The organism is Mucilaginibacter sp. (assembly GCF_039207105.1).
In the GTDB taxonomy this organism is placed as follows: domain Bacteria; phylum Bacteroidota; class Bacteroidia; order Sphingobacteriales; family Sphingobacteriaceae; genus Mucilaginibacter.
On the sequence record NZ_JBCECK010000082.1, the window covers coordinates 1 to 23,069 of the forward strand.

Below are 23,069 nucleotides of genomic sequence, written 5' to 3' on the forward strand. Positions count from 1 at the left end.
CCCTGAGTTGTTAGCTTGTCCGTATCCTTCATCAGCAGTCGTAGTTTGGCAGTAATATCGGCGAGATTAGATGCCTCAAATATTTCACCGGTTATTCCTGGCTTAACCAGGTCTTCGGCGCAGCCGCATTTATCAGACACCAGTACAGGCCTGCCCGCGGCAAGGGCTTCATTCACGGCAAGGCCCCAGGTTTCGCCAGGTCCCTGGGAGGGCAGGCAAAAAAGGTTGGATGCCTGGTATATGGCTGGCATGACCGACTGATTCTGAAAAGTCAGAAAATGAATGTTACTGTTTTGGGCTGCAGCTGTTTTTAAGCTCGTGGCCAAGGCCCCGTTACCTACAAATAATAAATGCGTGTCCGGCATATTCAAATTTAAAAAAGCATTCAGTAATAATTGCGGAGATTTCTTTTCTTCTAATTTGCCGGCAAACAATATTATTTTATCTGTTGGTTCTATATTGAGGTTCGTTCTGATCCTGACGCTATCAGCAGTCCTATCGATAGCAAAACGTTCATTATCGATAGCATGTGGTGCAAAAGTAAGTGCTTCTTTTTTCAAGCCGAATTTTTTAAAATAGGCTTCATTGTTACTGCCAACATAAAAGGCGTGGCTGATATGACTGTACACCCACCTTAAAAAAATAGACCTGAACATTTGTTTAGCACCCGTTTTTTCATCCAATAAGGTGGAGTCTCCCCGGAAATAAACCGGTATTTTATTATTAAAATGCCGTATAATTTTTAAATGGCTATCATAGGCCCAGCCATAAACCAGTACCGCATCGGCCTTCCACTCGGTTATCTGATTAACCAGACCGGGATTGATAATACCTTTAAAATGATGAGAACCCGGATGGGGGGATGTGTTTTTTACCCATTCGTAAGAATAGCCATCCAGCAGCGGAATATCCCAGGTTATGGTTGTACCAAAACCTGGATCAAATTTATTCTGCCCTTTCTCGCCCCAGGTGTAATACACCCGAATGTCTATCTGCTTTGCCAGTAACCTGAATACCGGTGCGTAATACTGGATAGGATGCGTGGTGATGATGGCTAATCGCATGTTCAATAGTTTCTTTCGTCAGGTTTAATCTCACGCTTTAAAGGGTATAATATGGGTTTAATTGAGCAGGAGAGTTTTATGCCTGACAAGCCAAAGGTACAGTTTTACCTAACGGGTGGTTAAATTAGTGCGCACAAGTTCTATTTGATTTTTTTCAGCGGTAATGCTGTCAAAAAGATCACACTGATTCCGGGTCATTTGCCAGGCCGAATATTTGCTAACAGCCAGGGTATTATATTGTGCTGATTCTGGGAGGCCATTGGCCAGAGATAACAAAAAGGAATAAATATTCTCTTGAGTAACCGTATCGTAATCATAAACCTGCTGTACACCATATTTCCGGAGAACAGATATGGCCGGGCTTTCCCGGTTAAAGATGACCAGTACCGGTTTAGAGGTGAGCAGGTAAGAATAAATCTTAGAAGCAGTATACCGGGGGGCGTCCGAGCCGGGTATAAATAGCCCGTCTGCCTGCTGTAGCGTTACCAGCGTATGATAATAAGTGATCCTATCAGTAATTTCTACTACCTGGCCGGCCACACCAAATTGTTACTTTGGCCATTTATACCGTGTCTACAAAAGTCTTCTCCACCTTATTAAATATGATAGTACCTGTTATTAAGAACAGGAAGGTCATGATAAAGCTATACATCATGGTGGTACAGGTAAAACTCCCGCGACCTAAAAAACCATAACGGAAAGCTTCAATGATCGCGGTTATCGGGTTGAACCTGACCAGCCAGCTATACGCCGGATATCTGGATTCTGCCACGGAAAGAGGATATATTACAGTGGTGCTGTACATCAGTAAAGGCACGCCGAAGGATACAATAAATGCGATATCACGGTATTTGGTGGTGATCGCGGATATAATCATTCCCATGCCCAGGCCAAGGGCAGCTATCATCAGTATCAGCAGCGGGAACAGTAATAAAAAAGCGTTTGGAACTACACTCGCACCATTGAGCAGGTAGTAAACGTAAAGCGTTATGAATAACAAAAATTGAACACCCATTTTCACCAGATTTGACAATACGATACTCAAAGGCATGATGAGCCTGGGGAAATACACTTTTCCGAGCAGACCGGCATTATCCTTAAACACAGTTGATGTTTTGATGAGGCAGTCTGCAAAGTAGTTCCAGATGATTGTCCCGGCAAGATAAAATAAAGGTTTAGGCAAGCCGTCAACAGGTATAGCCGCCAGGTTGCCGAATACCAGGGTGTAAAACAATATGGTAATGACAGGTTGTAAAAAAAACCAGACAGGGCCCAAAACGGTCTGCTTATAAAAGGAAACAAAATCACGTCTGACCAATAGCCAGAGCAAATCACGGTAATGCCATAGATCTTTGAGCTTTAAATCGAAAAGGTCGGTTTGTGGCGTTATTTCGATGTCCCAGTATGCGTCCGGCGAGGCTTTCATTTATTTAATTTGATAAGTGCTGTCATTGAATGATATCATGATCTTTAACGAGGCTGGACAGCATTGTTGTGCTGTGGTTTCTTCTTGTATTGGCCAGCTGATCTGTGGATTTTTTATACGGAGGCAAATTTAACGCTCTCGCATTTGCTCGCAGCTTCGCCTCGTAAGTTACACTTTTATGATTGTAACTTATTGTTTTTTAATAATTTATGGTGATTTTAAACAAGCCCGTCTGTTGCGCTCTGCGCGCTCATGTTGCAGCTTGCCCATCCCGGCAGTATGTACAAACAGCGCTAAATATAACCCGAGGGTTAACTGTTTTGATATTCCTTTTACGGTAAATCGGGTAAATTTGTTTTCATATTAACCGCGGGATTGACCTGATCCGTGGATCAGATATACTTTTTTTACAGACTTGGAATGAGTTATTTATATAAAGGCTATACAGCTATTGAGGCTTTGGGTCTGTATGAGATTTATAAAATTTTCAATGGGGTGATCAATGGTGGGGCAGTTCAGGACTTTAGGAGAATACGCCAAGTTTATCCAGGTAAGGTATATCATACTGGTTAATAATTTGAAATCATGATAACATAGTCAATAAAAGTGGCGAAATATCTGCGGATTTTATATATGGTCGCTGGCTCCGGTGAGGTCATCTATAACGGTTCCGGTTGGTGAATAGGATAAAAAAAGTAAGAGAATGTCTGTGTGTTGTTCCATACAGTTTGTGTCTTTTCATAAAAAAATTTTAAGCTAAATATTGCTCGTATATATACAAGAAGCCTTTTAAAGCAATTTTGTAACTAAAACAAATGGTATCATTTCGCTCAAAAGCGCCGGTAATTAAAATCATCACCATACCACAAAGTAGATCATCAGTAATTTTAGTAACCTTTATTTTATTAATTGGTAACGATTTGTTTGGAACAACGCGTCTGATGGGGGGGCTTTGAAATCTTTATTGGGAGATGTCTTTGAATCCCTCAGTAATTTTATAATTTGCATTATGTTAGGCACATTAAAATTCGTTTTAAATCATCCTCTTAATAAAGGCAAGGCCGTTTCAAGCTTATTTAATGTGTTTAAATGGCAGTTGTTTTCAAGGATATATAAACTTCCAATGGTCTATCCATTTACTCAAAATAGCAAACTTTTGGTTTGGAGTGGATTGACCGGTGCTACGGGAAATGTATATTGCGGTTTACATGAATTTGAAGACATGGCCTTTTTATTACATTTATTGAGGGCCGACGATCTCTTTGTTGATATAGGTGCTAATATTGGAAGTTACACTATCTTATCATCTGCTGAAATTGGAGCCAGTACAATTTCAATAGAACCCATTCCTGAAACTTATAATCATTTATTGCAAAATATAGCAATTAATAATATCAGCCCCAAAGTAACGGCTCTAAATATTGGTTTAGGTAGTGAAAAGAATATGCTGAAATTTACTAATGAATTTGATACCGGGAATCATGTTGTGAACGCCGAAACATCAAATTATGTATCGGTTAATGTTGATACTTTAGATAATATATTGGGCGAGAAAAGACCGGTGCTTTTAAAAATTGATGTTGAAGGATTTGAGGCGGAAGTTATAAAAGGAGCTGTAAATACCTTGCAGAACGCATCTCTAAAAGCAATTATTATAGAGCTAAATGGTTCGGGTAATCGTTATGGGTACAATGATAAAGATATACATTTAAAACTTCTTGAAAGTGGTTTTAAAGCCATGGCATATTTTCCATTTGAGCGGTGGTTAACAGAAACCCTCCCTAATAATGAACACAATACCTTGTATGTTAGGGATCTTGATTTTGTTCAGCAAAGAGTTAAAAACGGTAGACAGATTTTAATTAAAAAAAGCTATTTGTAAATTTATTTGATCCGCGGCAGCTGCCAATTCGGGTTTCTGAAAGCTTAACGGGGTACTTTGTGCCCATGTCGTCTATATGCTCTGGCATAAATCTAATTATAAATTTGAACTTCTCAGGTTTTCATCATAAAACTTGATGGATATCCATCGTACTGAAATAGCTCTAAGCACTGTGTTCAGTAAAAACTCAAGACTTAGGCCCCGCCATAATATTTGATATAAGCTAAAAATAGCTGACCTGGCACCATTGGGTTTCAACCGATTGTTAGCTAATAAAAATCTTGATACTTCTCAATGTCTTTCTTGGGTATATTAATCCAAATAATTATACTTGTATAATCATTGATTAATCAAGTATATGGAGTCCTTAAATAATTCTCTCAAAACCTTAATGAACTTAGCCAAGGTGCAGGCAGTTGTTGCCCGGCGGTTTGATAGCCTGAACGTTCACGGCATTGGTTTTAGCGATTTTATGATTCTTTATTTACTGCAACAATCGGCAGATGGTAAAATGCGTAGGGTAGACCTTGCTGATAAAATAGGGCTTACCGCCTCGGGCATTACCCGGATGCTATTGCCAATGGAAAAAATGGGTCTGGTTGCACGCCAAGCCAATGAACGCGATGCAAGGGTAAGCTTTGTGGTACTCACTCCCGCAGGCAGGGAATTATTTAACGATGCTGAAAAAACAGCTAATGCAGTTGCGCTTGAAATTATCCCTCTAAAAGAATCAAAAGGGAATAAATCGTTAACAGATATACTTGCCATACTCGGTGGAAATATAACCTGATAAATAGTCTACAAATGAAAAACCTTAACAATACTTTACCAGCCGAAAAATTAACTGTAGTTGAAAACGCAATACAGAATGCCTTTAACACAACTACGGTAGAAGATATAATCTTACTGGCTGGCGGTCTATCTGCCTCAGTAGTATTCAAAATTGTAGTAAACGGTCAGCAATATGTGTTAAAGTTAGATAGTCCCGGCATAGCACCAAAAAAATATACCTGTATGGAAATTGCCGCCAATGAGGGAATTGCACCGCCTGTTTATTATTTAAATAAAGAAGATGGGGTTAGTATAACAGGTTTTATTAACAATATGCCTATACAGGCAGTTTTCACTACGCCGGATATGCTGTTGCCCCAACTTGCCAAAACCATCAGGCGTATACATGCATTGCCGCCGTTCCCTGTTGAAAACAGTCTGGTAAATACGGTTGACGGCCTTATTGCTCAATTCAAGGCCTCGTGCATGTTGGAAGGTGCATTTTTTGATAAACTGTTTGCTTATTACGGTGAGATCAGAAAATATTATCCCTGGGAGGATGCTGATAAAGTTTCGGGCCATAATGATCTTAACCCGAACAATATGGTTTTTGACGGCGAAAAAATATGGGTGATTGACTGGGATGCCGCTTTTATTAACGACCGTTATGTTGACCTGGCCATAATGGCAAACTTTTATGTAACTACCGATGATCAGGAAAGTATTTTTCTAAATGCTTACTTTGGCGATAGTATAAATGATTATAACAGGGCACGTTTCTTTGTTATGCGCCAGGTATGCCGGATAGTTTACGCCATGCTGATGTTTAAACTGGCTGATAACACAAAGCCAACAGATACCCGGCATAACCCTGATATGCAGAATATCAGCTTAAATAGAATAAAAGAAATGTTGCGCGCAGGCAAATTGAGTCTTGCCTCTTATGACGGCCAGTTGTTATTTGGCAAAGGAATGCTAACTGAAGCAATGAACGATCTGCAATCGTCGCGATTTGCATTTTCTATGGATCAGCTTAAAAATGAGTAAAATAGTTGAAGTTTTCACAAATCAAAAGTAGCTCAATGTATTTATAAAAAACCTTGAAAGCTGAATTTCTTTTTTGAAAAACCATACACTTTCAAGGCTTCTGCTTTTATTTTTCGTGAATATTAAACTTTGGTTGCCAGTATTTTAACAGCGTCGGTAATGGTGCGGTAATTTGGTGAAAATTGCTGCACATGTTTAATTATCTCGTCATAATCATCTTGTGTACCGCTACCTTTAACCGCATAATTAAATTCGATTTGATCAAAACCAACCGGAGCGCTGCTATCTATGTTTAAAAATCCCCGCAAATTTAAATTACCATTGATCCTGAGTTCTACACTTTGCAGCGCGATACCTTTTGCAGAAGCGCCTACTACAAAGCCCAGCATCATGCAACCTGCAAGCCCGCCCAATAAGTAATCCTGTGGAGTAGGGAACGAATTACTACCAAGCAGTTCTTCAGGCTCATCAATGGTGAAATTAAAATCCTTAACAGCTTCTTTTGTACCAACATTTTGATTATGCGTGTGGATCATGGTTTTTACTCCACCTAACCATTTAGCCGTTACACCATAGGTGGATATAGCTTCATCCGGCTTTTCTGTAATAAGCTGGCTATAAGCATTCAGGCCTTCTAAATTTATTCCGTTCAACATAGCTTTAAGATTAATTACGACCAGCCATTACACCTCCATCAATATCCCAAATAGCTCCGGTTACCCATGATGCATCATCAGAAAGCAGGAAACAAATAGTTTTGGCAACATCGTCCGGCTGACCAACGCGCCCAATAGGGTGAAAGCCGTTAAAGCCCTGCAATGTTTGTTCAATTTTGTCCTTGTCAATAAAAGCTCCATAAATTGGGGTGACAACTACGGCTGGTGCCACAGCATTTACGCGAATGCCACTGGCGCCCAGCTCCATTGCTAAATGCTGGGTTAAGCTGTGTAATCCGGCTTTGGCCATAGAATAGGCTGAGGAAGGAGTAGCCAATACGGCCTGATTTGCCCACATACTTCCAACATTTACAATAGATCCATAATTATGAGCAATCATATTTTTTACCACTTGCTGCGTAATAAAAAATGTGGCCTTGTTCAGGCCAAGATACCTGTCATAATCGCCAATGGTATGCTCAACAAATGTTTTAGGGTTAAATATACCTGCTGCATTTACCAGCAGGTCGGTTTTGCCCAGGCCTTTTACAAATTCAACTGCCTGCTCAACATCGTTCCAGTTTAAGAGGTCGGCTTTAAATACACGCACATTTCCGAATGCTGATAGCTCAGTATGGGTCTCTGTTAGTTTTGATTGGTTGCTGGCTATAATTGCGACCCACTCTGCACCTTGTTGTAATAGTTGTTTAGCAGTGGCTTTACCCATACCGCTGCTGCCGCCAATAATAAGGGCTGTTTTGTTTTGAAATTGATGTTCCATAATGGAGAAATTTTAAATTTCTCCTAAGACTGGGAATGCGAAAAAAGACGCAAATTTTTTAAAATATTTTTTCGAGCCTTGCTTTTTCAGCCTGTAATTCCTTACAATGCGGTTTAATATCAAAACTAACCATCTCACCATTTTCGCTAAAGGATACGTCGCAGCATTGCAGAAAGAGCTCCTTTAACTTGGTTCTTGCCCTTTGTATTCGTGTTTTTGTATTGGTTAAACTTAAATTAAGTTTAACAGCTATTTCCTTTTGACTGATGTTTTCCAGATCATACATTTCCAACGGCTTGGCATAATCGTCTGGCAATAGTTTTAGCAGTGTTTTAATGTAAAGGGAGGCTTCGCCTGCTAAGCTTTCTGATCGCTCTTCCTCTATCAGCTCGCCATTGAGTTCTTCATGACGGTTTTCTTTTTTAAGATGATCAACAATGGTATTAATAGCAATTTTAAACAACCACGACTTCAGGTAAACCACTGTTTTTCCTTTTGAACAATATTGGTAACTCTTTAAAAGAACTTCCTGCAAAATATCTTTCGACATATCCTGATCTTTGACCCTTTTCAGAATAAACAAGTATAAGGCAGCCTTATAATTCTCCCAAACCTCAAATATATTGCAATCTTCCATCTCTCTTGAACTGTCAAATTTCAAAGTTAAAGAAACAATATTAAAGTTACTTTTAATTTGAAATGCTATAGCTACATTTTACTATTTAAGGCCACAATAGCTTTTTTAAAATCCTCACGCGCCACTATAAACTGAATATTAACCTTTCTGATGGTAAAGCCTGCGCTTTTAATATTGATGCCGCCATTGGTTAATAAAAGGGCGCTTTTGGCCAGTAAGCCCGGCTGATCCATGTTGGTGCCCAGCAGACATACCAGCGCCACTTTATCAACGGTAATTTTTTCAAAGTCGTTTTCCAGATCACTGATCAGCTTACGACTAAAATCACGCTCCCATATTACTACAGAAATGCTGTTGGCGCTGGTTGTTTTAAAAGTATAGCTAATGTGGTGCTGGCAAAATATCTGCATAATTTTCAGGTCGCTCCCTACCGCGCCTACCATCAATGGGTCGTAAATATCAATCATCAGTAATTTATCAGTACCGGTAATTACTTCAACCCGTTTTTGCTCGCAGATAAATTCGCGGGTAATGAGTGTACCGGGGTGCGATGGTTGAAACGTGTTTTTAATGCGCAAGTTAATGCCATTGATCTCCAATGGCTTTGAGGCTTTTGGATGGATGGCTTCCATGCCCACATCGGCCAGCTGATCGGTAATATCGTAATTGGTAAAACCAACCGGCTGGCAGTTTTCTATACCCACAATAGCAGGGTCGGCTGTAGAAAGGTGATACTCTTTATGTATAATAGCCTCTTTGGGTTTTAACAGGGTGGCTATTTTACTGAAAGTTACTTCGGAATATCCCCGGTCAAATTCGCGCATGATGCCTTCGGTGCCTTTGGCATAGCCGGTAACAATGCAGATGTTATCTTTCAGATCTATCCCCTTAAAGGCCTGGCGTATACGCTGATCAATAGTGAAGGAGCGGTGGTCATCAAAGCCGCTCAGGTCAATCAACCGGGTACGTATACCTTTGTTAAGCAGTATGTTGGTTAAAATAAATGCCGAATGGCTTTCGCCGATGGAGGCCAGAATTTCGCGGGCGGCCTGCAGGATATTTTCCTTTCTGACATATCCTGAAGCCAGAATATTGGCCAGGTTCGACAGGAATTTCCTGGCCTTTTTAATATGCTCCTCAATAAATTGATCGGCCGCAACCAGATCAAGACCTAAATTGGCATAATCCCTGTTGATGGCTTTCAATTTGGTAATAACGGATTTTAGCGACTTGTTGAAATCCTGGTGTTTGGCCAGGCGATGGTACACACCCGGACTGCCCGTTTTTTTATTCTCCAATAGCATATCCGTAACTCCCGCGAAGGCGGAGACTACAAAAACGCGGTTGTAAATATCTTTTTGAGGGGTTTGATAAAAAATAATATTGTTAATAACATCCTGGAGGGCACTCATAGATGTGCCGCCAATTTTTTCTACAGTAAGCATGGTTTGTGTGATAGTGTTATCAGGCAGTTTAAAGCGGCCTGATCTGGTTAATCTGTTGCCTGATAGCGCATTTGATTTTTAACAGGCTTCGGATCATGAATAATCCAAAAAAATAAAGGATCAGGGCAGACATCATAAGAATACCCGTTTCCATATATTGATCTGCTACAGGGATAATGATCATGGATAGCCAGGCTCCCAAAATGGTTATCAGATATATAATAATTAATTTTTGATTGGTTTTGTAACAGCCGGTAAGCTGAAATGAGTTTAGGTTGGAATGAGGTGTATCCACCGGGGAATTTTCGGTTCTTTTTTCAGAATACCGGTATTGAATAAAAAGTAATAGGGTAAAAAGTAAAACAAAAAGAATGATTATTAAGTAGGATAGCCACCCGGATAAGCTTAGTAACTGATTATAAATATGTATACCTGCGGCAACCGTGAGCATATAGGAAGAGATGAGCCCGGCGCTGCACCAGCCCAATAAAGAATTAATTAATATTTTTCCATGTCTTAAGCCTATCATTAGGCCTGAGGGATGGTTTAAAGCACTGCTAACCTGCTGTTGAAACCGATATATTTTCATATAGATAACATAATCCTTTGTAGCAGGAATAAACTAATTGAATGCCAGATTTGCACTTTTGTATTAAGTAGTTGGTTATTAATGATTTATTTTATTATTAAAATAAAGTGTGAAATTTATTTCATCTCAAATTGAAAGAGAGATACTCTCAAAATGATATTACAACAGCTTCACAACAGTTACCCATACTTAATAGGTACAATAATTCCAATACATCTGTAAGTTTAATCTATCGGTATTTGAAAAACATATTCTATTTAGGATATAGAAATTATTAGTAACAAGTATTTTAAAATCTTTCGTTAATTGACGATATATAGTAACTGTTTTTAACGTTGAATTTTTGTAATTATCTGAATATTAATGTTTTTGTTTTAGGTCTGTTTGTTGTTTTAAGGGTGTTCAGAAAGAAAATTCAGACTATGAAAAAACAAAGATCAAACTCAAAGGCAATTACAGCTTTTATAGCTGTGTTAATGACTATTGCCAGCGTATTTACCGCAAATGCGCAAAGCGTAAACTGGGCAACAGATGAGCACTTAAGCCCGGAAGTTAAAAACTTTTTAAAAGGATTAAATACCGGTGGCCCGGGTCTTGAAACGCTGAAACCGTTAGATGCAAGGCAGGTATTAGTGAACGCGCAGGCAAGTGTTAAGGTAGATTACTCCGGCATAACAGAGTCTGAAAAAACCATTCAAGCAGATGGTTATACCATTAAACTTAACATTGTGCGCCCTGTAGGAGCTACCGGGGTTTTGCCGGTATTTATGTTTATTCATGGCGGTGGCTGGATTTTGGGTGACTATCCAACACATAAGCGTATGGTTAGAGACTTAGTAGTAGGATCTGGCGCGGTAGGCGTATTTGTAAATTATACACGTACTCCGGATGCTGCTTTCCCTCAAGCTATAAATGAGCTTTATGCTGCATTGAAATGGATTGCCGGTCATGGGGCCGAACTTAATGTTGACAGCAAAAGATTGGCAGTTGTTGGAAACAGTGTTGGTGGCAACATGACGGCGGTGATGTCTTTAATGGCCAAAGAGAAAAAAGGACCTGAAATTAAAGTAGCCATAATGATGTGGCCTATTGTGGATGCTGATTTTGAAACAGAATCTTATAAACTTTACGGGCAAGACAGATTTTTAAGTACACCATTAATGAAATGGATGTATGACATGTATATCCCTGAACCAGAAAAAAGGAAAAATATTTTAGCCTCACCTTTACAAGCGAGTGTAGATCAGCTTAGAGGCTTGCCTCCTACATTAATTCAAGTTGCTGAAAACGATGTTTTAAGGGATGAGGGCGAAGCTTACGGACGTAAATTACTGGAAGCCGGTGTTCAGGCAACAACAGTGAGATATAACGGTGTTATTCATGATTTCGGATTATTAAATGGATTGGCCACCATACCGCAAACAATAGAACTCTTCAGGCAGGCATCTGCTGAGTTAAAGTTTTACTTAAAAAAGTAATTTAATTCAAGGGCTAAGCTGTAAGCTTGGCCCTTCTTTTTTCTTCATATAAAAATATCTTATACATATTGTTTATGTTATAGGTTTTAACTATGTTTTGAGTTTGGTAAAGAATGCAGCAATTCACGTAGCAGTAGAAAAACTTATGCCTCATACATAAGCTAATAATATTCGAGTGTAAAAAGCTATCCGTATTTGCTTTTATTTAGCTATATTAATCCATTAAATAAGTGGATAACGCTTGTTCAAAGCAGGATCCCAACCAATTACGGATGCTGCATAATTACTTTAAATATTTAAATATTACACCTGTTGAGGAGCGTTGGGGCATGTACGTTACCGCCGTGGGGTATTCAAAAATTGAACCTCATGATAATTACCCTAATCAGGTACATCCGCAAAGCCATCATTTAACCTGGAACAGGGGCCGTATATTAAATGATTATTATATTGTTTTTATTTCGAAGGGGAAGGGCGTATACGGATCGGCATTAACGGAGCCAACTGAAGTGACAGCTGGTACCAGCTTTTTTTTATATCCTGGTGTATGGCACCGCTACAAGCCCGACCCAAAATCGGGTTGGGAAGAGTACTGGGTTGGGTTTAATGGTTATTATATTGAGCAATTAATGACCAATGGCTTTTTTGACAGACAAAGCCCCTTTGTTTCTTTAGGTCTGAATAAAGATATTCTGATTATGTTCCGTAATTTAATTGAAACGGTACAGACTTCGTTAACCGGTTATCCTCAGCATATTGCTGGCATTACCATGCAAATTTTGGGGCTTATCAATACTATAGCCCATCATCAGCAGGAATATAGTAATGATCCTGTAGGGAAACTCATATCCAAAGCCAAATTTATTATCCAGGAATCTTTTGAGGATGCCCTGGATATGGAAAGGTTAGCTGCGGAACTGCCTATGGGGTATTCCTCCTTCCGCAAAGCTTTTAAACAGATCACCGGCGAATCTCCTAATCAATATCATCTAAATCTGCGGCTTTCCCGCGCTAAAGATCTGCTTACATCTACCGTTTTAAATATCAATGAAATAGCATATCAAACCGGGTTTGAGTCGGTTTTTTATTTTTCAAAGCTGTTTAAAAAGAAGAACGGTGTTTCACCAAACGTATTCCGCAAAAATCAAAACCAGTCAGACTGAAGCGTAACGGCTTTTCAACAGATCTTTCATAAAACAATTCACCGTAAACTGATCGGCCACCGGCTCGCCCGAAAATGGGATAACAGGCATATAAGGAACAGGGCCAAACTCCGTTGTAATAGGAAAAATCTTGAAGTTCAATTGCTTATTAACGGCTATGATTTTATCCCACCAATGCAGAAACTTGTCAAACGCGTATCTCCATTGAGAGGCTCTTGGGTCGGCTACCTGCGGGCCCTGCTCAAAACCAACCCGTGCATGGATATATCGGCTTCTTTTGATAGCCTCATCAAGGATACCGGTAAAGTTTTCCAGCATACTCTCCGTAACACATACCCAATGGGAAAAATCGGCGGTTATGCAGAAATCGCTGCGTTGTTCAAATACGGTGCTGATCATTTGTGGCGAATAACCCAGTCTTCCGCGGTGTGTTTCATGTGCTACGGTAATGCCTGTTTTTGCTGAAAATTCCTGCGCGGCATCAACCAACTCCAGGTTTTGCTGTAATGAAAAATAATCTCTGCCAGTATGTGAGTTGATAAGCAGCGGTTTCGGTTCGGCACACTCATAAAGGTTTTTAATAAACGATTCTTTGAATTTTTTAAAAGTGCTGCCCTCAGCCTGGTGCTGATGACTTACCATGTACATTTCATGTTGCTGCAGGTAATCAAACAAAATTCGTTTATCGGCTAAGTTATCCGGTATCCAGGTATCTACGCCATCATACCCGGCGGTTTTTATCTTATCCAGAAACGTTTTCAGCTCCAGATGCCCATGCCCCCATTGGGGGCTAAGTATCTTAATTTCCATGAGAGATGTTGATTTTTTCTGAAGTCTGTGTCATACGACGGCTGAACGAAATATTGCCGCTTACGTCACTCTTTATTTTTTGAACCACCTTGCCATTAACAGCGAACGTATAAGATGTATTCGGGTTCAGCTGATTAATGACATAAGTCTGTGTTTTTGTCGATAGTTGGGTAGTTGTTTGCTGCCATTCCATTTTATCAGTACCCCACTGGCTTACATTGATGGTCAGAGGCAGGTCGGTTGTAATTTGTAAGGAAGCTATCGGGTTGCTACCGTTAAAATAGCTAAGCTGATCTTTGGTAGCGTTAAAGCCAAAGTTTTTGTTGCTGATGATTTTAAAGCGTTGGTTTGATACCGCGTAGCTATCATTGTTAAGGCTGATGTTCAGTCGCTGATCCCTGAAGTTATATTTAAGCTCGGTGCCGGCAAGCTCTGGGGTGATATGCGGGTCGAGATAAAAACGGTTGTACAGTGGATTTATCCCATATATAGCTTGATATAACCCAACGATAGATAAGCTGTTGCCCGATAAAATATCATCACCTAATCCATCCTGTTTCAGGCGGCCATATCGTTGATAAGCAAGTCCGTCTTTACTGTAACGTTCCAATACGTTTTTAACATATTTGAGTGCCAGTGCCGGGTTGTAAGCCGCATAGGCTTTAACGCCGACAGAACCCCATGATAAAAATAGGTCGCCGTTTTCATAACCGGGGAAAGGCCACTGCCATTCTTTGCCTTCGCCGGGAGCATATGATGTCATGGCAAGGGGCCAAAAGAAAAGATTTTCCTTTTGCATTTGTGTTTCGATCTTATCCAGTATCAGCTTTTTCCTGCCGGCATCGTCACAAATGTCATAAGCAATGGCCATAAAATTAACAGGGGTAACCATGTTGCGGCCATGAATGCTCTGATCCTTATCACGCCAGTGTATATAGCATTGGTTTTCCTCATCCCAGAAACCACCTTGTGAGGTTGGCTTATTAAAGCTTGCTTTTAATTTGGCAGCAAAGTTTTCGTAATATTTTGCCTTATCATGATTATTCAGCTGATGTTCAATATCTGCCCATTTAACCAGTGCATGGTAAAGGTTGGCGTTAACAAAAGCATTTTCGTAGGAGGCCCAGATAATGTCTATCCAGTCGCTGCTCTTTTTTTGTGCCTTATTGTCGGTCATCATCTCCACCAGTCCGTTATTGTTGCTATCCCGGTTCAGTATCCAATCCAGTGCTTTTTCGCAAGATGACTGATGGGTTTTTACCCATGCTTTATCACCTGTCATATCATAAAGCTCGGCTACATTGGTAACAAAGTCAGGGTTCGAGTCCATAAGTATTCCCCATTGCGCTTCATAAAAGCCATCACTGTTAAACTGCCCGGGCATGGCGTCTTCGTTGGTATAAGCCCATCTCGGATACACCCGCCCGTCGGGTTTAATGGCATGGTCGCGGTAAAAATCAAGGCAACTTTTATAGCCTTTTAAGTAATTAGGGTCGTTAATGCCTAAGCCAAGCTGTGTAATATATTGTTCGTGCAGGCAGATAGGGCCATAAGGTGTATGCCAGCTGTTGCCGCCAAAATGTAGCGAATCAATTACACCAATGCGGGCAATGGTACTTAGCACGGCGTTCACCTGTTCGCCATTGATGCCTTTTAAGTTTCCCCGGCCATATTTATCATTATAATCAAAATAGCTAAACGTTAAACTTTGCGAGCTACTGCCTGCAGGTATATTAAAGGCAGCCCATACGTCAGTCGCCTTTCTGATAAAGCGACGTCGGTTGGTTCCGCTATCGGCCTTGGGTAGCATTTCCTGGTTAGCTACGGTTACGGTATAAGCCAGTTTATTTTCGGCAGTGCGGGTATATTTCATGGCTACCTCTTTACCCGGTGCATCAACAGTTATGTTTAAGCCAATACCGTTTTTGCTATTCCAAAAACTTGACGACCGGGTATGAACCCCATAGGTACACAGCGGTTCATTGAACAGGTAAAACCAGGCCAATCCGCCGTAGCCCTGATAAGCCCCGTTCCAGGTGTTAATGTCATCAAAATTAAAAACAGGCATTGCAGCCTCATCTGCCTTTACCGCTTTTGAAAAATTCCTGTCGATGTGCCATTTTACTGTCTGGCCCTTTTTAACAAAAGTCCAGGTCTCGTTTATAGTTAATCCATTATCACCATAACTTACTCCGCTGAGCTTAAAAGTACTCGCTGTTTTGGTGAATACCGGGCTACCTTTTAAATTCAACGATGAATAAGTTACACCACCTACCTTTACCGAAGTATAGATACCATCGGCACTGCCAATAACTTTTTGGCCGTTTACCACCAATGATGTAATGCTGGCTTTGTTAGCGTAATCAAGCACCATGCTAAGTTTGGGTGTGCTGATAGTTACTGTTTTGGGCTCATCTTTAATTGTTTTAAGGATTGATCCGGCTGTTGTGGTTAGCGGCGACAGCATTGCTAAAAAATATAACAGCGTATATACTTTTTTGGTAAACATAGGTTGGTTTTTAATTGGATGAAAAGGTGTACCGATAAAGTTAAAATATTTATTGTGCCTTGTGGTAAATTAAGGGGTTTTGATTGTTGTCATTCAACACATCGCCTATTTTCAGACCGGCAAATACATCATCATTTAAAATGTTTTGTATACCGTTAAAGGTGCTGCCATCGGGCATATAAGCGCAGGTCATGGCGCGGCGGTAGCCGGGAGTCATGTTGGCGTGAGCTCCATGTATGGTGAGCCCATTATGAAACGAACAGCTTCCCGCTTTCATAGGCGCGGCAATTGCCTTACTTGTTTTAAATTCCGGATAAGTAGTAAAAATAGCCCCCATGTTTTTACCTATGCCCGGGTTTTCAAAAGTAGTTTTTTGATATGATCCGGGAATAAAAAAAAGACAACCATTTTCATAGGTGGCATCATCAAGCGCTACCCAGATAGATAATGCCCTCCGGTCACTGAACGACCAGTAGGGGGTATCCAGGTGCCAGGAGGTAGGGTTGGCCCAGGGCTTTTTGATCAATGCCTGATCATGCCATATGCGTATTCCATCCACATCTGCTAATTCAGCTGCCATTTTACCTAGCCGTTCATCAAGCATTAATTGTTTTATTTTTTCATTATCACACCACAGATTAATCAGCTGGTCAAAAACATTATCATAGTAGGCTTTGTCGGCATCATCGCCTTTGCCGTACACCTCTTTACGGTCGGGCATTTTGTTTCCGGCGCGCTTTGCAACCGCTTCATCAAGGGCTGTGCGCCAAAAATTAAGTTCATCGGGCGATAGGAAATCTTCTATAACTAAAAAGCCATCACGGCGGTATTGCGCAATATCCTGCGGCGATAATTCATTTTTCATTTAGGTTTTGAAATTGGTTTACAATCTCAAAAGTATAGGGAATGCAATTTGGGCTGTTATTACTTGATGGCTTTTTTTTTGTACTTTTTGATATATCGATTTTAAGATATGGTCTTCGCTAAAAGCCTGATATAATTTAAGATACTATGGACAACAGGCTGATACATAATTATCAAAAAGTACAAATTAATGTCCAAATAATGTATTTAAAAATTTAAACTATCAGATAATTTTGATTTACAATTATATACCGTTTAACCTGGCCGGGCAATCTCGCGGGCCTTATAGTTAAAATCAATTATTAATAAATCTGATTATGAAACAATGTATTACTACTACAGCACATTATTTTTTCGGTTTAAGCAACCCTCCTCCTTATAAGCCGAGGTAGCCCTTAAAATTTCCGGAAGTTTTTGAATCCTTTAAAAATTGCCACAACAGCATGGCCTGGCTTCGCTATGTCAAATTTTCACCAAACATTAATTAATCAATTAAATCTCATGAACAAAAAACTTTTACTTTTTAAACCGTGGAAGTACGTTGCCCTGCTCATATTCGGGCTGCTGATGTACATTCCATTACGGTCGCAGGCCCAGGTAGCGGTTACCGGCACTGTTAAAGACTCGGTAAGTTCCGAGCCTATCATTGGCGTATCTGTCTCGCTGAAGGGCACCACAACAGGCACTCAAACAGATGCAACGGGTAAATTCAGGATCAGTGCCCCGGCAGGTGGAATATTGATATTCCGGTATATTGGTTATAAAGAACACCAGGTAACTGTTCAAAATGCCACGCCTATGGATGTGCGGTTGAGCTCTTTATCACAAAACCTGAAGGAAGTAGTGGTGGTAAGTTACGGAACGCAGAAAAAGCGGGAAATAACCGGAGCCATCAGCTCGCTTAATACCACCGAGGTAAAGGATATGCCGGTGCCTAATATCGGGCAGAAACTGCAGGGTAAACTGGCCGGTGTACAGATCAATCAAAATTCAGGAACTCCCGGTGCTGAAATGACTTTCAGGATACGGGGCGCGGCATCAATAAACGCCGGGAATAATCCACTTATTGTAATTGATGGCTTTCCTTCAGAAAGCGGCTTGCAAACCTTAAGCCCGGATGAGATAGAATCTATTTCGGTTTTAAAAGATGCTTCCGCTTCATCCCTGTACGGATCACGTGCGGCGAATGGCGTTGTACTGGTAACTACCAAGCAGGCTAAGAATGGCGTGAAGAGTCTTGACTTCAGCGCCTATACAGGCGTTCAGTCAGTGCCTGACAGGGGCAAGCCCGATTTGATGAATCCGGAGGAATTTGCAACGTACAAGAAGGAATATTATGAAGATGCTGCCAAATATGAAGGTTATACCGGAGGTGTACCTGCCATATACCAAAACCCAAGCCAGTATGCAGGCACTAAAGGCACTAACTGGTTTGATATTTTATTGCGCAACGCGCTTACCCAAAACTATAATCTGGCGTTCAGCTCGGGCACCAAAGACCTGAAATCTGTAGTTAACCTGAACTATAACAAGCAGGACGGGGTGATGCTTAACTCCTATGATGAGCGCTTTAACGCCAGGATCAACAATACGTATACCGCGTCTGACAGGCTAACTTTGGGTGCGAATTTAGAGGTATCTTACGGCAATAACCAGGTGGTTCCCGGCCTGGATAATGGTCGTAACATTATTGAGAATGCCTTTTTGATGGATCCAACTGTGAACTATAAAAATCCGGATGGTACTTATCCCTTGTCATTTTCACAGCCGGGTATGTTCCCCAACCCGAACTATTACCTGGTATTAACCCAGATAGTTAACAAGACCAAAGCCGCAAGGGTTATCGCGAATGGCTTTGCCGAGTTGAAGATAGTTGATGGGTTAAAATTCAAAACTACTATCAACGTAAATACCAATAATACTACCAACAGGCAATTTACGCCATCCACCGCGCAGGGTGGTTTAGGCAGTGCGCCGCCGCAACCAGCTACAGGCAGGTACAGCAACAGCAGCTTTACTACCTGGCTGAGTGAAAACACGCTGAATTATCAAAAAACATTATGGGGCAAACATAATTTTGATGTGCTTGCCGGTTATACCGTTCAAAAATACAGTGGCGAAAACAGTTACATAGACGGCAGCCAGTTTCCGGACGATAATATTCAATGGATAAATGCCGCCACAACCCGTATAGGGAATATCGACCTTAGCCAGCCGGCTAATTTTGGCCAGTGGTCATTGCTATCCTACATAGGCCGTTTCAATTATAATTACGATAGCAAGTACCTGGTATCGTTTGCTTTCAGGCGGGATGGATCGTCAAAATTTGGCGATAATAATAAATACGGAAATTTTCCATCGGTATCGGTAGGCTGGGTGGCATCTGAGGAATCATTCCTGAAAAATGTTAAACCGATCAGCTTCCTGAAATTAAGAGGCAGCTATGGTAAGGTGGGTAACAACAATATTGGTTTTTATACCTACCTGGCTTCGGTAAATACCAACAACTATGTATTTGGCGATCAGGTTACACCGGGCAAAACATTGAGCGGCATTGGTAACAACAGCCTAACCTGGGAGACCACTACCAGTTATGATGTGGGTTTAGATCTGGAAATGTTTAATAACAGGGTATCTTTTACTTATGATTACTACTGGAAAAAAACAGATGGTTTATTGTACGGGATAGATATACCGGTTCAATCAGGTTTCTCAACCATAACATCCAATGTAGGCCGATTTGATTTCTGGGGTCATGAGTTTACCATAGGTACCAAAAACCTGGTAGGCGATTTTAAATGGAATACCAATTTCAACATCTCATTTGACCGGAATTTGGTTAAAAAACTGGGTACCAACGATGCGCCAATTGGTGGTTACAACGAGTATTGGGACGATAACAGAACAGCTGTTGGCCATCCGATAGGTTTGTTTTACGGCTACATCAATACCGGTGTGTACATGACCCAGCAGCAGTTTGATACTCAACCGCATGATGCTACAGCAATGGTTGGTACTGCGCGCTTTAAAGACGTAAGCGGGCCAAACGGTGTTCCGGATGGCAAGATTGATAGCTATGACCGTACTTACATTGGCAACCCTAACCCAACCTTTGTTTATGGTATTACGAATAGCTTCTCCTACAAAAACTTTGATTTAAGTATTGTGGCAGCTGGTTCTGTAGGTAATGATATTGCTGATGACGCATTCCAATCAACAGAAAACCTGGATGGCGTGTTCAACGTGCGCAAAGGCGTGGCCAATCGCTGGAGGTCTGAAGAAGATCCGGGAGATGGTATATATCCAAGAACCAGAAGCGGCACCACTGCCGATTTCAGGAACTTTACCAGCAGGCAGGTATTTAAGGCAACTTATATCGCTATAAAAAACATTACGCTGGGTTATACCATACCTGTTAAAAAAACGCAGTATTTTAAAAGTTTCCGGGCTTATTTAAGTGCGCAAAACGCGTTCATCTTCTCTAAATATCCGGGACTTAATCCAGAGGCAGGCCTTGCCGGTTTGAATGGCTTAAACCAGGGTCGCGATTTTACAGGTTACCCAATTCCGAGAGTATTATCAGTTGGTGTAAACGTGGGTTTTTAATGTTGTATCTATCAAGTAAACATAAAATGAAAAAGTTATCATATATATTATTAGCGGCTCTGAGCCTGGCGTCCTGCAAGAGGGATACGCTTGATCTGGTGCCGCAAACCAACCAAAGCTCCGCTACGTTTTTTAAAAATGCCGCGGAATATAACCAGGTTTTGACGGGGGCATATACCAACCTTCGGGGCATTGCCTTTATGGGTATTTACATGGACGAAATGCGATCGGACAATACCTTTTTTACCCTTTACTCTGCCGATAGGGGCACCTCGACAAGTGCCGAAGCATATGCCGAGTTTATAGATAATAACATATCAAGCCAGGAGCCCAACTCACCAGGTAACCGGTATGGAAATGATTATTCTGGCATTGCTACGGTAAATACCGTATTAACACGATTGGCTAAATCAAGCCTTGCCCAGGCTGATAAAGACCAGATATCGGGCGAAGCCTTATTTTTAAGGGCATTTTATTATTACGACCTGGTTCAGCATTATGGTGGCGTACCGCTGCAATTGGAAGAAGTTACCGATATAAGCGGAGCATTTTTACCCAGAAACTCGGCTGATGATGTGTATGCACAGGTGGTAAAAGACCTTACTGCGGCTATCCCGCTTTTGCCGGTTGCCAAAACATTTCCGCAAACAGGCAGGGCTACACAAGGTGCCGCGAAAGTGCTGTTGGCCTACGCGTATATGTCGAAACCTACCAAAGAATATGACAAAGCCGAGGCCGCGCTGTTAGATGTCACCAAAATGAGTTATTCGCTTTTGCCTGATTATGCCAGCGTGTTTGACCCCAATAATAAAAACAATCAGGAATCGATATTTGAGGTACAGTATAAAATAGGTAACGATAACCAGCAAAGTGATTTTATATGGCGATTTATCCCCAAAACTACCAATACCGAATTTATATTGGGCTTGCACGGCACTAATGCCCGGGGTAGCCTGAGCAGCGGCGGCTGGAATGTGCCAACCCAGGAAATGGTTGACTCCTACGAGCCGGGCGATTTGCGGTTACCTGCTTCCATTGCTGTAGCCGAGGGTACCGTAGCCAGCGAGGTACTGACCACTACCGCGGTTAAAAGCCCGGTTAATTATAAACCTACACCGGGTTTAGGTTATTATTACTTTATTAAAAAGTATCTGCATCCGCCATACCAGGTAGAGTATAATACCAATGATAACTGGCCGGTATTCCGCTATTCGGGAGCTTTATTGCTATTGGCGGAGTGTTTGGTTGATGAAGGTAAAAGCGGTGAGGCATTAACCTATCTGAACCAGGTGCGGAAAAGAGCGGGCTTGCCCGATCTGGCACAGGCCACCAAACAAAACGTATCTGACGAGATGCGCCATGAGCTGGCGTTTGAGAATCACCGCTGGACGGATCTTGTTCGTAACAACATGGCCATTGATGTGCTGAATGCTAAAGGTGTAAGATTAAAGGCTCTTTACGGGTTTTTACTCCCATCAACCTTTAACGTTACACCAAACCGGTTAATTTATGCTATACCTTTCCGTGAGTTGCAAATAAATAATAAGCTTACACAGAATCCGGGATATTAAATTCTTTTACCATCAACCTATGTAAAACAGAAAAGCAGGTAAACTCATCGTTTACCTGCTTTTTTATGGAGTGTTTAGGTAATTATTTAATATAAACTTTCAGTTTGATAGCCTTTCCTTTTTCCTGGACAAACTGGCCGTTTCCATCATTGCTAATCAAAGAAGCATTACCATCGGCAATAGCCGGCTCATTATATTCAAAACCATAATTACCGCTTGTATTTGCCGACTTAATAACCACTGTATAGCTTTTGCCTTTAATAACTGATGCGTTAAACTTAATCGCATAATTTTTAGGCGACCATGATAATTTATCCTGTTGCAGCTTTGCAGATGCAAGCGCGGGGCCCGTAGGGTTTAATTGATCGTCGGTGTTGTACAACTCAATTATAAGGTCGGCATCAGGATAACCGCTTTTGAAGGTAGTAAAATCAAGCTGGTGCAACATGCCGCTTTTGTTGGCGGTAAATAATTGGCCACGCTGCTTGGTTTTGTTAATATCACATACCGTAGTGAAATCTTCATTAGTTATTGTATTACCAGCTGCCTTTGGAAAAGCAGCGGTTTCACCACAAACTAAAGGGTTGATTGATCCGTCAGCCGCGAAAGTAAGCGGAGCCCAGTAAAAATTGGCTAAGGCTTCGTTTTTAGCAGCATTGTTCCAAAGGTCGCTACCGAAAAGAAAAATGGTTTCTGAGTTTAGTTTAAAGGTTGACACAAAAGAAGGTTGCCCACCGCAGGAGTTATCACTGATCTTTTTACCTTCAGAC

18 protein-coding genes and 1 pseudogene are annotated in these 23,069 nt (G+C 41.1%); 7 read left to right on the forward strand and 12 right to left on the reverse strand.

The genetic code is table 11. The features are described 5' to 3' along the window. The 3 genes from AAGC65_RS16165 to AAGC65_RS16175 all read right to left on the reverse strand — a co-directional run. The coding region (locus tag AAGC65_RS16165; protein WP_343113499.1) for a glycosyltransferase family 4 protein at positions 1-1,064 on the reverse strand (1,064 nt) is incomplete at its 3' end. Between the two features lie 108 nt (positions 1,065-1,172). Further along, entirely contained in the window at positions 1,173-1,604 is a 432-nt protein-coding gene (locus tag AAGC65_RS16170; protein WP_343113500.1) for a hypothetical protein, read from the reverse strand. Positions 1,605-1,626: 22 nt separating this feature from the next. After that, on the reverse strand, positions 1,627-2,490 hold the full coding sequence (locus AAGC65_RS16175; RefSeq protein WP_343113501.1) for an ABC transporter permease: 864 nt from the start codon (positions 2,488-2,490) through the stop codon (positions 1,627-1,629). A gap of 1,009 nt (positions 2,491-3,499) precedes the next feature. Between AAGC65_RS16175 and AAGC65_RS16180 the strand changes: the two genes are divergently transcribed. From AAGC65_RS16180 to AAGC65_RS16190, 3 genes are all read left to right on the forward strand, one after another. Next, positions 3,500-4,372 carry an FkbM family methyltransferase gene (locus tag AAGC65_RS16180; RefSeq protein ID WP_343113502.1) on the forward strand — a complete coding sequence of 291 codons (873 nt, stop codon included), beginning with the start codon at positions 3,500-3,502 and terminating at the stop codon, positions 4,370-4,372. Positions 4,373-4,763: 391 nt separating this feature from the next. Beyond that, the gene (locus AAGC65_RS16185) at positions 4,764-5,162 is read left to right on the forward strand and encodes a MarR family transcriptional regulator (protein ID WP_343113503.1); all 399 of its coding nucleotides are present in this window, start codon (positions 4,764-4,766) and stop codon (positions 5,160-5,162) included. Positions 5,163-5,176: 14 nt separating this feature from the next. Continuing rightward, on the forward strand, positions 5,177-6,190 hold the full coding sequence (locus tag AAGC65_RS16190; protein ID WP_343113504.1) for a phosphotransferase: 1,014 nt from the start codon (positions 5,177-5,179) through the stop codon (positions 6,188-6,190). 122 nt (positions 6,191-6,312) lie between these two features. Here the strand turns inward: AAGC65_RS16190 and AAGC65_RS16195 are convergent, their stop codons facing one another. Genes AAGC65_RS16195 through AAGC65_RS16215 form a run of 5 tightly spaced genes read right to left on the reverse strand, consistent with a single transcriptional unit; the run spans position 6,313 to position 10,298 of the window. Continuing rightward, positions 6,313-6,846, reverse strand: a complete 534-nt coding sequence (locus AAGC65_RS16195) for an OsmC family protein (protein WP_343113505.1) — start codon at positions 6,844-6,846, stop codon at positions 6,313-6,315. A gap of 10 nt (positions 6,847-6,856) precedes the next feature. Continuing rightward, entirely contained in the window at positions 6,857-7,627 is a 771-nt protein-coding gene (locus AAGC65_RS16200) for an SDR family oxidoreductase (protein WP_343113506.1), read from the reverse strand. Between the two features lie 58 nt (positions 7,628-7,685). Then, complete coding sequence (locus AAGC65_RS16205) at positions 7,686-8,288, reverse strand: sigma-70 family RNA polymerase sigma factor (protein WP_343113507.1); 603 nt, start codon at positions 8,286-8,288, stop codon at positions 7,686-7,688. A 47-nt stretch (positions 8,289-8,335) separates the two neighbouring features. Then, the gene (locus AAGC65_RS16210; protein ID WP_343113508.1) at positions 8,336-9,709 is read right to left on the reverse strand and encodes an aspartate kinase; all 1,374 of its coding nucleotides are present in this window, start codon (positions 9,707-9,709) and stop codon (positions 8,336-8,338) included. Positions 9,710-9,737: 28 nt separating this feature from the next. Next, complete coding sequence (locus tag AAGC65_RS16215) at positions 9,738-10,298, reverse strand: hypothetical protein (protein ID WP_343113509.1); 561 nt, start codon at positions 10,296-10,298, stop codon at positions 9,738-9,740. Positions 10,299-10,720: 422 nt separating this feature from the next. Here AAGC65_RS16215 and AAGC65_RS16220 point away from each other — a divergent pair, with 422 nt between their 5' ends. Both AAGC65_RS16220 and AAGC65_RS16225 read left to right on the forward strand, forming a co-directional pair. After that, entirely contained in the window at positions 10,721-11,776 is a 1,056-nt protein-coding gene (locus AAGC65_RS16220; protein ID WP_343113510.1) for an alpha/beta hydrolase, read from the forward strand. A gap of 230 nt (positions 11,777-12,006) precedes the next feature. After that, positions 12,007-12,939, forward strand: a complete 933-nt coding sequence (locus AAGC65_RS16225) for an AraC family transcriptional regulator (RefSeq protein ID WP_343113511.1) — start codon at positions 12,007-12,009, stop codon at positions 12,937-12,939. On the opposite strand, the gene AAGC65_RS16230 is transcribed toward AAGC65_RS16225, so the two are convergent. From AAGC65_RS16230 to AAGC65_RS16240, 3 genes are read right to left on the reverse strand one after another with little or no spacing between them, the layout of a single operon-like run. Beyond that, complete coding sequence (locus AAGC65_RS16230) at positions 12,931-13,749, reverse strand: hypothetical protein (protein WP_343113512.1); 819 nt, start codon at positions 13,747-13,749, stop codon at positions 12,931-12,933. The two genes, AAGC65_RS16225 and AAGC65_RS16230, sit on opposite strands and share 9 nt — an antisense overlap. Further along, positions 13,739-16,258, reverse strand: coding sequence for a hypothetical protein (locus AAGC65_RS16235; protein ID WP_343113513.1), 2,520 nt, complete (start codon positions 16,256-16,258; stop codon positions 13,739-13,741). Before AAGC65_RS16235 ends, AAGC65_RS16230 begins: the two co-directional genes overlap by 11 nt. A gap of 49 nt (positions 16,259-16,307) precedes the next feature. Then, positions 16,308-17,123 (reverse strand): phytanoyl-CoA dioxygenase family protein, encoded by an 816-nt coding sequence (locus AAGC65_RS16240; RefSeq protein ID WP_343113514.1) that lies wholly within the window; start codon positions 17,121-17,123, stop codon positions 16,308-16,310. Between the two features lie 500 nt (positions 17,124-17,623). Between AAGC65_RS16240 and AAGC65_RS16245 the strand changes: the two genes are divergently transcribed. Together AAGC65_RS16245 and AAGC65_RS16250 are read left to right on the forward strand one after the other, a co-directional pair. Continuing rightward, a complete protein-coding gene (locus AAGC65_RS16245) occupies positions 17,624-20,728 on the forward strand; it encodes a TonB-dependent receptor (RefSeq protein WP_343113515.1) in 3,105 nt (1,034 codons plus the stop codon). 26 nt (positions 20,729-20,754) lie between these two features. After that, positions 20,755-22,299 (forward strand): RagB/SusD family nutrient uptake outer membrane protein, encoded by a 1,545-nt coding sequence (locus tag AAGC65_RS16250; protein WP_343113516.1) that lies wholly within the window; start codon positions 20,755-20,757, stop codon positions 22,297-22,299. A gap of 82 nt (positions 22,300-22,381) precedes the next feature. On the opposite strand, the pseudogene AAGC65_RS16255 reads toward AAGC65_RS16250, so the two are convergent. Beyond that, a pseudogene (locus tag AAGC65_RS16255) lies at positions 22,382-23,069 on the reverse strand (hypothetical protein); the annotation flags it as partial.

Excerpts from the sequence above, each read along its gene's own strand:
- AAGC65_RS16175 (WP_343113501.1), bottom strand. The coding sequence starts at position 2,490 with ATGAAAGCCTCGCCGGACGCATACTGGGACATCGAAATAACGCCACAA.
- AAGC65_RS16180 (WP_343113502.1), top strand. The coding sequence starts at position 3,500 with ATGTTAGGCACATTAAAATTCGTTTTAAATCATCCTCTTAATAAAGGC.
- AAGC65_RS16185 (WP_343113503.1), top strand. The coding sequence starts at position 4,764 with ATGAACTTAGCCAAGGTGCAGGCAGTTGTTGCCCGGCGGTTTGATAGC.
- AAGC65_RS16190 (WP_343113504.1), top strand. The coding sequence starts at position 5,177 with ATGAAAAACCTTAACAATACTTTACCAGCCGAAAAATTAACTGTAGTT.
- AAGC65_RS16195 (WP_343113505.1), bottom strand. The coding sequence starts at position 6,846 with ATGTTGAACGGAATAAATTTAGAAGGCCTGAATGCTTATAGCCAGCTT.
- AAGC65_RS16200 (WP_343113506.1), bottom strand. The coding sequence starts at position 7,627 with ATGGAACATCAATTTCAAAACAAAACAGCCCTTATTATTGGCGGCAGC.
- AAGC65_RS16210 (WP_343113508.1), bottom strand. The coding sequence starts at position 9,709 with ATGCTTACTGTAGAAAAAATTGGCGGCACATCTATGAGTGCCCTCCAG.
- AAGC65_RS16215 (WP_343113509.1), bottom strand. The coding sequence starts at position 10,298 with ATGAAAATATATCGGTTTCAACAGCAGGTTAGCAGTGCTTTAAACCAT.
- AAGC65_RS16220 (WP_343113510.1), top strand. The coding sequence starts at position 10,721 with ATGAAAAAACAAAGATCAAACTCAAAGGCAATTACAGCTTTTATAGCT.
- AAGC65_RS16230 (WP_343113512.1), bottom strand. The coding sequence starts at position 13,749 with ATGGAAATTAAGATACTTAGCCCCCAATGGGGGCATGGGCATCTGGAG.
- AAGC65_RS16235 (WP_343113513.1), bottom strand. The coding sequence starts at position 16,258 with ATGTTTACCAAAAAAGTATATACGCTGTTATATTTTTTAGCAATGCTG.
- AAGC65_RS16240 (WP_343113514.1), bottom strand. The coding sequence starts at position 17,123 with ATGAAAAATGAATTATCGCCGCAGGATATTGCGCAATACCGCCGTGAT.
- AAGC65_RS16245 (WP_343113515.1), top strand. The coding sequence starts at position 17,624 with ATGAACAAAAAACTTTTACTTTTTAAACCGTGGAAGTACGTTGCCCTG.
- AAGC65_RS16250 (WP_343113516.1), top strand. The coding sequence starts at position 20,755 with ATGAAAAAGTTATCATATATATTATTAGCGGCTCTGAGCCTGGCGTCC.